This window comes from Serratia sarumanii, assembly GCF_029962605.1.
GTDB lineage: Bacteria > Pseudomonadota > Gammaproteobacteria > Enterobacterales > Enterobacteriaceae > Serratia > Serratia sarumanii.
This window is the reverse complement of record NZ_CP124750.1, coordinates 3,986,331-3,996,775: the sequence shown is the minus strand read 5'-3', so window position 1 is coordinate 3,996,775 and position 10,445 is coordinate 3,986,331. Positions and strand designations below refer to the sequence as shown.

The 10,445-nt window shown below is 60.1% G+C and carries 10 protein-coding genes and 3 tRNA genes; 7 read left to right on the top strand and 6 right to left on the bottom strand.

From position 1 onward, the window contains the following. Positions 1–11 precede the first annotated feature (11 nt). Positions 12–1,355: an amino-acid N-acetyltransferase gene (gene argA, locus SSARUM_RS18995; protein ID WP_049232224.1), complete on the bottom strand. Its 1,344-nt coding sequence runs from the start codon at positions 1,353–1,355 to the stop codon at positions 12–14. Positions 1,356–1,576: 221 nt separating this feature from the next. On the opposite strand from argA, the gene amiC reads away from it, so the two are divergent. Further along, complete coding sequence (gene amiC / locus SSARUM_RS18990) at positions 1,577–2,830, top strand: N-acetylmuramoyl-L-alanine amidase AmiC (RefSeq protein WP_033635752.1); 1,254 nt, start codon at positions 1,577–1,579, stop codon at positions 2,828–2,830. 90 nt (positions 2,831–2,920) lie between these two features. Here amiC and SSARUM_RS18985 read toward each other — a convergent pair. The 3 genes from SSARUM_RS18985 to SSARUM_RS18975 all read right to left on the bottom strand — a co-directional run bounded on the left by SSARUM_RS18985 (position 2,921) and on the right by SSARUM_RS18975 (position 3,273). Beyond that, positions 2,921–2,997: transfer RNA gene (locus SSARUM_RS18985), tRNA-Met, on the bottom strand. 64 nt (positions 2,998–3,061) lie between these two features. Next, positions 3,062–3,138: transfer RNA gene (locus SSARUM_RS18980), tRNA-Met, on the bottom strand. 58 nt (positions 3,139–3,196) lie between these two features. After that, a tRNA-Met gene (locus SSARUM_RS18975) sits at positions 3,197–3,273 on the bottom strand. A gap of 216 nt (positions 3,274–3,489) precedes the next feature. Here SSARUM_RS18975 and mltA point away from each other — a divergent pair. Further along, positions 3,490–4,626, top strand: a complete 1,137-nt coding sequence (gene mltA, locus SSARUM_RS18970; protein ID WP_033635751.1) for a murein transglycosylase A — start codon at positions 3,490–3,492, stop codon at positions 4,624–4,626. Positions 4,627–4,710: 84 nt separating this feature from the next. Next, on the top strand, positions 4,711–5,517 hold the full coding sequence (gene tcdA, locus SSARUM_RS18965; protein WP_004931886.1) for a tRNA cyclic N6-threonylcarbamoyladenosine(37) synthase TcdA: 807 nt from the start codon (positions 4,711–4,713) through the stop codon (positions 5,515–5,517). Here the strand turns inward: tcdA and csdE are convergent. Further along, complete coding sequence (gene csdE, locus SSARUM_RS18960) at positions 5,508–5,942, bottom strand: cysteine desulfurase sulfur acceptor subunit CsdE (protein WP_033649797.1); 435 nt, start codon at positions 5,940–5,942, stop codon at positions 5,508–5,510. The genes tcdA and csdE overlap by 10 nt on opposite strands. Before the next feature lie 19 nt (positions 5,943–5,961). Continuing rightward, positions 5,962–7,167: a cysteine desulfurase CsdA gene (gene csdA / locus SSARUM_RS18955; protein WP_060431021.1), complete on the bottom strand. Its 1,206-nt coding sequence runs from the start codon at positions 7,165–7,167 to the stop codon at positions 5,962–5,964. Between the two features lie 196 nt (positions 7,168–7,363). Between csdA and SSARUM_RS18950 the strand changes: the two genes are divergently transcribed. From SSARUM_RS18950 to rlmM, 4 genes are all read left to right on the top strand, one after another. Next, entirely contained in the window at positions 7,364–7,588 is a 225-nt protein-coding gene (locus SSARUM_RS18950) for a YgdI/YgdR family lipoprotein (RefSeq protein ID WP_025304050.1), read from the top strand. A 385-nt stretch (positions 7,589–7,973) separates the two neighbouring features. Beyond that, positions 7,974–8,891 carry a transcriptional regulator GcvA gene (locus SSARUM_RS18945; protein ID WP_025304049.1) on the top strand — a complete coding sequence of 306 codons (918 nt, stop codon included), beginning with the start codon at positions 7,974–7,976 and terminating at the stop codon, positions 8,889–8,891. A gap of 51 nt (positions 8,892–8,942) precedes the next feature. Further along, complete coding sequence (locus SSARUM_RS18940) at positions 8,943–9,338, top strand: DUF423 domain-containing protein (protein WP_086556952.1); 396 nt, start codon at positions 8,943–8,945, stop codon at positions 9,336–9,338. After that, positions 9,331–10,434 (top strand): 23S rRNA (cytidine(2498)-2'-O)-methyltransferase RlmM, encoded by a 1,104-nt coding sequence (gene rlmM / locus SSARUM_RS18935; protein WP_060429303.1) that lies wholly within the window; start codon positions 9,331–9,333, stop codon positions 10,432–10,434. Before SSARUM_RS18940 ends, rlmM begins: the two co-directional genes overlap by 8 nt. Positions 10,435–10,445 lie beyond the last annotated feature (11 nt).

The following is a 10,445-nucleotide window of genomic DNA, read 5'->3' as shown; positions in this document are numbered from 1 at the left end:
GCCCGCAGGGATTACAGATCCGCCAGCAGAATTTTGGAGCGGCGTTGGTAGTTGTACAACGCCTGTTTCTGCATCGGCAGCACATCGACCTCCGCCGGGGTAAAGCCACGCTCCTGGAACCAGTGGATGCTGCGGGTGGTCAGCACGAACAGCTTCTTCAGCCCCATCTGCCGCGCCTGATTTTCCACCCGCTGCAGCAGCATCTCGCCGCGTGATGAGCTGCGGTAATCGGGATGCACCGCGACACAGGCCATCTCACCGATTTTTTCCTCCAAGAACGGGTACAGCGCCGCGCAGGCGATGGTCAGGTTGTCGCGTTCGATAATGGTGAACTTGTCGATTTCCATCTCCAGCTGTTCACGCGAACGGCGCACCAGAATACCCTGCTGCTCGAGTGGCCGAATCAGCTCCAGGATGCCGCCGATGTCGTTGATCGTCGCCCGGCGCACCTGTTCGGCGCTCTCCATCACGATTTGGGTGCCGATGCCGTCGCGCGAGAACAGTTCCTGCACCAGCGCACCGTCCTCTTGATAGCTGATCAGGTGGCTGCGGCGCACGCCGCTGCGGCAGCCTTTCACCGCGCCGCGCAGGAAGCGCACGGTGCCGGAATGGTAATCGCCGCCTTCTTCCAGCTCTTCAAGGCGCTTTTGCGCGTCGTTGGGGAACAGCTCGGAAAGGATGTTACCCTCCGCGTCGGTCACGCCCTGCGAGGAGCAGAAGCCGATCATTTTTTCCGCTTTCAGCTTTATTGCCAGCTGGGTGGCCACTTCTTCCGAGGTCAGGTTGAAGCTCTCGCCGGTAACGGAAACCGCGACCGGGCCGATCAGCACGATGGCGTTGCTGTCGAGCTGGCGGTGGATCGCGTCTTCATCGATGCGGCGAATGCGGCCGCTGTGACAGTAGTCGATACCGTCATCGATGCCCAGCGGTTGCGCGATGATGAAGTTGCCGCTGACCACGTTGATATGCGCGCCCTGCAGCGGCGTATTGTTGAGGCTCATCGACAGCCGGGCGGTGATGTCGAGCTGCAACAAACCGGCAGCTTGCTTGACCAGTTCGAGCGTATGGGCGTCGGTCACGCGGGTGTGCTTGTGGTAGATCGGCTCAAAGTTATGCTGCGCCAGGTTAGCGTCGATCTGCGGCCGCGCGCCGTAAACCACCACCAGGCGAATGCCCAGACTATGCAGCAGCCCGATATCATTGACGATGTTGGAGAAATTCTCGTGTTCGATGGCTTCCCCGCCGAGCATGATGACAAACGTTTTGCCGCGGTGGGCGTTGATATAGGGGACTGAGTGACGGAATCCTTGCACCAGCTCTGTACTACGTTCCTTCACGACAAACCTCTTTTGCATATTTATACGGTATTTTTGTATTTTTATTCTTTTATGGCGCCGATGGCAAGCGAGAAATCATCATGAAGAGTGCGCTAAGGGCGCTAAATCGTTAATAAATTGAAAAACCATAAAAAGATTTTCTGATGACAGGGCTGGAATGATTGGTTAAAGTTTTCGGCATCCCCATTTTATTGATGTTTTTTTCATCTGTTGTAAACAGCTATTACTGCCGGAGCCGCATGCCAAACTCTAATCACAATCTGGGCCGCCGTCGTTTATTACAGGGCGTTGCCGCCAGCTGGTTGCTGAGTGTGAGTCGCACGGGCTTCGCCGCGTCATCGCACGTGATCGCCGTGCGCGTCTGGCCATCCTCCACCTATACCCGCGTCACGCTGGAATCCAACGTCGAGCTGAAATACAAGCAGTTTGCCCTGACCAATCCCGATCGCGTGGTGGTGGATATCGAAGGCGTCCACCTCAACAGCGTGCTGAAAGGCATCGCCGGGCAGGTGCGCGCCGACGATCCGTATCTCAAGCAGGCGCGCGTCGGCCAGTTCGATCAGAATACCGTGCGGCTGGTGCTGGAGCTCAAGCAGAGCGTCAGCCCGCATATTTTCACGCTGGCGCCGGTGCCGGAGTATCGCAACCGTCTGGTGATGGATCTCTATCCGACCAAGGGCAGCAGCGGCGGCGAGGAGTATGATCCGCTGCTGGCGTTACTGGAAGATTACAACAAGGGCGATCTGGAGCGCACGCTGCCGCCGGAAGCGCCGCAGGCCGGCAAGGCGGGGCGCGATCGGCCGATCGTCATCATGCTGGATCCCGGCCACGGCGGCGAAGATCCCGGCGCTATCGGCAAGTACAAGACGCGCGAGAAAGACATTGTGTTGCAGATTGCCCGCAAGCTGAGCGCCATGATCAAGCGCGAGCCGAACATGAAAGTGTTCATGACGCGCAACGAAGACGTGTTTATCCCGCTCAAGGTGCGCGTCGCCAAGGCGCGCAAGCAGCGCGCGGATTTGTTCGTTTCGATTCACGCCGACGCCTTCACCAGCCGCGCCGCGCGCGGTTCGTCGGTGTTCGCGCTGTCCACCAAGGGCGCCACCAGCTCGGCGGCCAAGTTCCTGGCGCAGACGCAGAACGCCTCGGACCAAATCGGCGGCGTCAGCAAGAGCGGCGACCGTTATCTCGACCACACCATGTTCGATCTGATCCAGACCGCGACCATCAACGACAGCCTGAAGTTCGGCAAGGAAGTGTTGAATCGGATGGGGAAAATCAACCGGCTGCACAAGAATCGCGTCGATCAGGCCGGTTTTGCGGTGTTAAAGGCGCCGGATATCCCGTCGATCTTGGTGGAGACGGCGTTTATCAGCAATATCGAAGAGGAGCGCAAGCTGCGCACCAGCCATTTCCAGCAGCAGGTGGCGGAGTCGATTCTGGCGGGCATCAAGGCTTATTTCGCCAACGGCGGCGCGCTGGCGAGCCGATAGAAGCAGGGCCGGGCGCGAGTCCGGCTAGTTTCGCGGATTGCAGATACAAAAAAACACCCGTCAGGGTGCTTGTCTGTTGTCATCAAGAGTTGGTTGCGGGGGCCGGATTTGAACCGACGACCTTCGGGTTATGAGCCCGACGAGCTACCAGGCTGCTCCACCCCGCGTCCGTCTTGGTGCTGTATTACTACGAACCACCGTGCATGTTATGCCGCTGGTACGACATTCGGTTGGTTGCGGGGGCCGGATTTGAACCGACGACCTTCGGGTTATGAGCCCGACGAGCTACCAGGCTGCTCCACCCCGCGTCCGTGTAATACTTTGTTATCGAAACCAAACGCAAAATACCGCCGCTGCGGCATCGGTTGGTTGCGGGGGCCGGATTTGAACCGACGACCTTCGGGTTATGAGCCCGACGAGCTACCAGGCTGCTCCACCCCGCGTCCGATGGATGCGCACTATACTCTCCATGCGTTTTGTTGCAAACCCTTTTTGCATTTTATTGGCCTAAACCCGTTTTTCTGCTGAATTTGCCCGCAATTTGCCTTCTTTTTCATCACCATCCTCCGTGCGGCTTTTTTTATTTGCAGCGATTCCTTTATCAATGAGCGTTTGTTATCGTTCAGCCGGTAGATCATATCAGTTTGAGAGTGTGCGCGATGAAAGGACGTTGGGGCAAATACCTGCTGGGCGGGTTGATGGTGGCGGTGTTGGCGGGCTGTTCGTCCAAGCCGACCGATCGGGGTCAGCAATATAAAGACGGCCGTCTGGATCAGTCGCTGGAGCTGGTCAATCAGCCCAACGCCAAAGGTTCGCCGGTCAACGCCAAGGATTATTCGGATCAGCTGATGGAGATCAAGTACGCGTCGCCTTCGCTGTTCAACCGCAACAACGGCACCTATCAGGCGGTACAAAATTGGATGGCGTCCGGCGCTGACACGCGCATGCTGAGCCAGTACGGCCTCAGCGCTTACCAGATGGAAGGCGTCGACAATTACGGCAACGTGCAGTTTACCGGCTACTACACGCCGGTGGTGCAGGCGCGCTATACCCAACAGGGCGAGTTCCGCTATCCGCTGTACCGCATGCCGCCGAAGGGCAGGGGCCGCTTGCCGGATCGCGCGGGCATCTATTCCGGCGCGCTCGACGATCGCTATATCATCGCTTACACCAACTCGCTGATGGACAACTTCATGATGGAAGTCCAGGGCAGCGGCTATGTCGACTACGGCAACGGCCAGCCGCTGGTGTTCTTCGGCTACGGCGGCAAGAACGGCCACGCCTATCGCAGCATCGGCAAGGTGCTGATCGATCGCGGTGAAGTGGCCAAGGCGGACATGTCGATGCAGGCGATCCGTCAGTGGGCGGATACTCACAGCGCCGCAGAGGTGCGTGAGCTGCTGGAGCAAAACCCATCGTTCGTGTTCTTCCGCCCGGAAGCTTTTGCGCCGGTGAGAGGTGCCAGCGCGGTGCCGCTGATCGCCAAAGCCTCGGTGGCCTCCGATCGTTCGCTGATCCCGGCGGGCACCACGCTGCTGGCCGAAGTGCCGCTGCTGGACAACAAGGGTAAATTCACGGGAAAATACGAGATGCGTCTGATGGTCGCGCTCGACGTGGGCGGCGCCATCAAGGGCCAGCATTTTGACATGTATCAGGGCATCGGGCCGGAAGCCGGCCACTCGGCGGGGTACTACAACCACTACGGCCGCGTCTGGGTGCTGAAGAACAACGGCGGCGGTCAGCTGTTCAGCGCCAATCAGTCAAATGGCGGCGGTTCGTTGCTGGCCACCCGGTAAACGCATACGGCGTGAAAAGAGTGACCCGCAAGGGCCGGATTTTCCGGCCCTTATCATTTGCATTACGAAGGTAATTAAAGCGTTATGAGCACAGCTTATTCGGAAGCCTATCTGCAGCGTTTCGGCGGCACGGCGCGGTTGTACGGCCAGCAGGCGCTGGCGGTGTTCGCGCAGGCGCACGTCTGCGTGATCGGCATCGGCGGCGTGGGTTCCTGGGCGGCTGAGGCGCTGGCGCGCACCGGCATCGGCGCCATCACCCTGATCGACATGGATGATGTTTGCGTCACCAATACCAACCGCCAGATCCACGCGTTGCGCCAACACGTCGGGCAATCGAAAACCGAGGTGATGGCGGAGCGTATCCTGGCGATTAACCCGGAATGCCGGGTGACCTGCATCGACGATTTCATCACCCCGGACAACGTCGCCGAGCTGCTGGACCATAACTTCAGCTACGTCATCGACGCGATCGACAGCGTGCGGCCGAAGGCGGCGTTGCTGTCATACTGCCGCCGCTTCAAGATCCCGGTGGTGACCACCGGCGGCGCCGGCGGGCAGATTGACCCGACCAAGATCGAAGTGGCCGATCTGGCGAAAACCATCCAGGATCCGCTGGCCGCCAAGCTGCGCGAGCGGCTGAAGCACGATTTCAACGTGGTGAAAAACGGCAAGGGCAAGCTGGGCATCGACTGCGTCTTCTCCAGCGAGCCGTTGGTTTACCCGCAGCCGGACGGTTCGGTGTGCGCTTCACGCAGCACGGCGGAAGGGCCGAAAAGAATGGATTGCAGCGCGGGGTTCGGCGCGGCGACCATGGTCACCGCTACTTTCGGCTTCGTCGCCGTGTCGCACGCGCTGAAAAAGATGGTGGCGAAGGCGGCGCGTCAGGCGTAACGGGCGGCGATCGCCTTGACGGCGGCGGCCAATGCCGCCAGGCCGCCGGCGCGGGTGGCGCTCAGCTGGGCGCGCAGCGCTAACCGGTCGAACAGCGCCAGCGGATCCAATGCGGCGATCTGCTGCGGCGTTTTCCCTTCCACTTCGGTCAGCAGCACCGCCAGCAGGCCGCGCACGATGCGGCCTTCGCTGTCGCCATAGAAGTGCAGCGTGCCGTCTTCCAGCAACTGGTGCCCCAACCAGACGCGGTTTTCACACCCGCTCAACGCCATTTCTTCACTGCGCAAGGCCTCCGGCAGCGGCGGCAGCCGTTTCGCGAGCATAATCAGCTGGCGGTAGCGATCTTCCCACTGTTTCAGCGTGCTGAAGGTGGCGATCAACGCCTCGGCGGTGACCTCTCGGCCAAAAGGATGGGGGGCGAGCATAGCGTCTCCGGGAATCAAGTCAGTCGGCCAGCAGATCGAGGGCGTGAGTCAACGCGCTGACCAGCGTATCGACGTCCTGTTGCGTATTGTAGGGGGCGAACGACGCGCGCAGCGTGCCGATGACGCCCAACGCCGCCATCAGCGGCTGCGCGCAGTGTTGGCCGGCGCGCAGCGCAATGCCTTGCTCCGCCAGCAGGGTGACGATGTCGCTGTGGTGTACGCCGGCGATGTCGAACGCCAGCAGGCTGGAGCCGGAGCTGCGGAAGCTGCGAAAGCCCGGCAACTGTGCCAGCCGCTGTTCCGCCTGGTCCGCCAGCTCGCGGCTGTAGCGCTCCGCCGCCGCCATGTCCTGCTCGCTGAGCCAGGTGAGCGCCGCGGCCAACCCCAGCACGCCGGCGATATTTGGCGTGCCGGCTTCGAAGCGATGCGGCGGCTTTTGCGGGGCAAAGCCGTCGAACGATGCCTGGGTCAGCATCTTGCCGCCGCCTTGCCAGGGTGCCATCTGCGCCAGCAGCTCGGCTTTGCCGTACAGCGCGCCGATGCCAGTCGGGCCATACAGCTTGTGGCCGGAAAAGGCGTAGAAGTCGATGTCGAGCAGCCGTACGTCGGCCGGGCCGTGAACCACGCCCTGTGCGCCGTCGATCATCACGCGTGCGCCGGCGGCATGCGCCATCGCGATAGTCGGCGCCAGATCCGGGCAGCCGCCGGTGACGTTGGACATTTGCCCCAGCGCCAACAGGCGGGTTTTGTCATTGAGCAGGGTGGGCAGCTGCGTCAAATCCGGCAACCGATCGGCGCCGATCGGCAGTTTCACCACCCGCGCGCCGGTTTGCTCTGCCACCATCAGCCAGGGGATCAGGTTGGCGTGGTGTTCCGCTTCGCTCACCAGGATTTCATCGCCCGGCTGCAGGCGCGGACGCAGGTAGCTCTGCGCCACCAGGTTGATCGCCTCGGTGGTGCCGCGCGTCCAGACAATGTCGTCGGCCGACGGCGCATTGATCAGCTGCGCCACCTGGCCGCGCGCTCGTTCGAAACGGGCGGTCAGATCCTGCGCCGCCCGATGCTGGCTGCGGTGCACGGTGGCGGCGTCATCGCGATAAAATTGCTGCGTGGCGTCGATCACCGCCTGCGGTTTCAACGCGGTGGCGGCGCTGTCCAGATAGATGCCGTCCTGCGCGAGCGCGGGAAACTGTTGGCGAAAAAGGCTGGGGTTAAAAGGCGTCATACCCTGATTGTCACTGGCTTGAGTCGATGGGGGATCCTGTCCTATTTTGCCGCCGGAGACAAGCGATCCTGCCTATTAGGACTTATCGCCTGGCAAAATTGGGAAAGTTTGTTATGCTATTAAATGTGCGCTTATTAATCGCATCTATACACATAAAAGGTATTTATCAGCATTTAAAACTAAAAAGGAGTCCTCAATGAAGAAAACAGCCGCAGTTCTCTCTGCCCTGATGCTTACGTTCACCCTGGCCGCCTGTTCCAGCAACTACGTGATGCATACCAATGACGGACGCACCATTGTCGCTGACGGCAAGCCTAAAGTGGACAACGATACCGGCATGATCAGCTATAAAGACGCCAACGGCGTCGAGCAGCAGATCAACCGCGCCGATGTGAAAGAGATGGTTGAAAGCAACCAGTAACCGTCAGGCAAAAAAAAGCACCGCAAGTTTTGCGGTGCTGCATAAAATCACTATGGACAGACAGGGTAAATGTACAGGAAGTGAAAAAACAGTAGCCTAGCTACCATGTCCGGAATCGCCGGACAATTTGCAAACACAACATCACAACCACAAGCCAAAAGTTCATCGGCGTCCTCGACACCCACTCCCTTTTCGTTCCGGCCCGGGAAGTGCCGCCACTATAGGTATTTGCTGGCGCATCCTCAACGGACAAATTATAATGGCTCGGATTAAAAAAACTAATGGCAATACGCCGTTAGCGTTTACCGATGGCTTGCCACACAAAGCCGCCCGATTTTCGGCGCCGAATCATTCGGATTAATGTTACACAAAAGTAGCTAATTTAATGTCTAAACGCTTACCTCCCCTCAATGCGCTGCGCGTGTTCGATGCGGCCGCTCGCCACCTGAGTTTCACCAAGGCGGCGGAAGAGTTGTTCGTGACCCAGGCCGCGGTGAGCCACCAGATCAAGTCGCTGGAGGACTTCCTCGGGCTGAAGCTGTTTCGCCGGCGTAACCGCTCGCTGCTGCTGACCGAAGAGGGGCAAAGTTACTACCTCGATATCAAGGAGATCTTCTCTTCGATCAACGAGGCGACGCGCAAGCTGCAGGCGCGCAGCGCCAAGGGGGCATTGACCGTCAGTTTGCCGCCGAGCTTCGCCATTCAGTGGCTGGTGCCGCGCCTGTCCGGCTTTAACTCAGCTTATCCGGGGATCGACGTGCGCATCCAGGCGGTGGATCGCGAAGAAGACAAGCTGGCGGACGACGTCGATGTGGCGATTTTCTACGGCCGCGGCAACTGGCCGGGGCTGCGCGCCGAGCGCCTGTATGCGGAATATCTGCTGCCGGTGTGTTCGCCGAGCCTGCTGACCGGCGATCATCCGCTGAAAACCGCAGAGGATCTGGCTTATCATACGCTGCTGCATGACGTTTCACGCCGCGACTGGCTGGCCTATACGCGCCAGCTGGGGTTGCAGCACATTAATGTGCAGCAGGGGCCGATCTTCAGCCATAGCGCGATGGTGGTGCAGGCGGCGGTGCACGGCCAGGGCGTGGCGCTGGTGAACAACGTGATGGCGCAAACCGAGATCGAAGCCGGTCGCCTGGTGTGCCCGTTCAACGATGTGCTGGTCAGTAAAAACGCTTTTTATCTGGTATGTCATGACAGCCAGGCAGAACTGGGTAAAATAGCCGCCTTCCGGCAGTGGATCCTGGCGCGCGCCGCCAGCGAACAAGAGAAGTTCCGCTTCCGCTACGAACAATAAGACCGGCCGCCGCCTTGCCGCGGCCGGTGATTTTAAATGGGATAAATCACGATGAGCAGCCGTTCCATGCTGGTTTTCGCCGCTATCAGCGGCTTTGTGTTTGTCGCGTTGGGCGCATTCGGCGCGCATGTATTAAGCGGCACGCTCGGCGCCAACGAAATGGCCTGGATCCGCACCGGGCTGGAGTATCAGGGGTTCCACACCCTGGCCATCCTGGCGCTGGCGGTCGCGATGCAGCGCCGCGTGAGCCTGTGGTTTTACTGGAGCGGAGCGCTGTTGGCGTTCGGCACCGTGTTGTTCAGCGGCAGCCTCTATTGCCTGGCGCTGTCGCACCTGAAGGTCTGGGTATACATCACGCCGGTTGGCGGCATGTGCTTCCTGATCGGCTGGATATTGATGTTGATTGGCGCTTTGCGTCTGAGGAAAAAGGCCGAGCGCCATGAATAAGATTGCGTTGTACTGCCGCCCTGGCTTTGAAAAAGAGTGTGCGGCGGAGATCACCGACAAAGCCGCCCAGCGGGAGATTTTCGGCTTTGCGCGGGTAAAAGAGCACAGCGGTTACGTGTTGTTCGAATGCTATCAGCCGGACGATGCCGATCGCCTGGCGCGGGAAATTCCGTTCCGCGAACTGATTTTCGCCCGCCAGATGATCGTGGTGGGCGAGCTGCTGCGCGATCTGCCGCCGGAAGATCGGGTATCGCCGATTGTCGGCATGCTGATCGGCGTGGTTGACCGCGGCGGCGAGCTGCGGGTGGAAGTGCCGGACACCAACGAAAGCAAAGAGCTGATGAAGTTCTGCCGCAAGCTGACGGTGCCGCTGCGCGCCGCGATGCGCGAGCAGAAGGTGCTGATGGCGCGCGAGAACCCCACTCGCCCGGTGGTGCACGTGTTCTTCATCGCGCCGGGCTGCTGCTACGTCGGTTACTCCTACAGCAACAACAACTCGCCGTTCTACATGGGCATTCCGCGTCTGCGCTTCCCGGCCGATGCGCCGAGCCGTTCGACGCTGAAGCTGGAAGAAGCGTTCCACGTGTTCATCCCCGCCGACGAGTGGGACGAACGCCTGGCCAGCGGCATGCACGCGGTCGATCTGGGGGCCTGCCCGGGCGGCTGGACCTATCAGCTGGTAAAACGCAGCATGATGGTGCATTCGGTGGATAACGGCCCGATGGCGCCGAGCCTGATGGAAACCGGCCAGGTGACGCACCACCGCGCCGACGGCTTCAAGTTCGAGCCGAACAGCAGCAAGATCTACTGGCTGGTGTGCGACATGGTGGAGAAGCCGGCGAAGGTAACCAGCCTGATGATTCAGTGGCTGGTGAAAGGCTGGTGCCGCGAAGCGATTTTTAACCTCAAGCTGCCGATGAAAAAGCGCTATGAGGAAGTGTCGCAAAACCTGATGAGTATCCGCGAAGCGCTGGGCGCTGCCGGCATCAGCGTCGAAGTGCATGCCAAGCAGCTGTATCACGACCGCGAAGAGATCACCGTACACGTGCGCCGCATGTGGTCGGCGGTGCCGGGCCGGCGCGATGAGCGCGATTAATCGCGTTAAGC

Excerpts from the sequence above, each read along its gene's own strand:
- argA (WP_049232224.1), bottom strand. The coding sequence starts at position 1,355 with ATGCAAAAGAGGTTTGTCGTGAAGGAACGTAGTACAGAGCTGGTGCAA.
- amiC (WP_033635752.1), top strand. The coding sequence starts at position 1,577 with ATGCCAAACTCTAATCACAATCTGGGCCGCCGTCGTTTATTACAGGGC.
- mltA (WP_033635751.1), top strand. The coding sequence starts at position 3,490 with ATGAAAGGACGTTGGGGCAAATACCTGCTGGGCGGGTTGATGGTGGCG.
- tcdA (WP_004931886.1), top strand. The coding sequence starts at position 4,711 with ATGAGCACAGCTTATTCGGAAGCCTATCTGCAGCGTTTCGGCGGCACG.
- csdE (WP_033649797.1), bottom strand. The coding sequence starts at position 5,942 with ATGCTCGCCCCCCATCCTTTTGGCCGAGAGGTCACCGCCGAGGCGTTG.
- csdA (WP_060431021.1), bottom strand. The coding sequence starts at position 7,167 with ATGACGCCTTTTAACCCCAGCCTTTTTCGCCAACAGTTTCCCGCGCTC.
- SSARUM_RS18950 (WP_025304050.1), top strand. The coding sequence starts at position 7,364 with ATGAAGAAAACAGCCGCAGTTCTCTCTGCCCTGATGCTTACGTTCACC.
- SSARUM_RS18945 (WP_025304049.1), top strand. The coding sequence starts at position 7,974 with ATGTCTAAACGCTTACCTCCCCTCAATGCGCTGCGCGTGTTCGATGCG.
- SSARUM_RS18940 (WP_086556952.1), top strand. The coding sequence starts at position 8,943 with ATGAGCAGCCGTTCCATGCTGGTTTTCGCCGCTATCAGCGGCTTTGTG.
- rlmM (WP_060429303.1), top strand. The coding sequence starts at position 9,331 with ATGAATAAGATTGCGTTGTACTGCCGCCCTGGCTTTGAAAAAGAGTGT.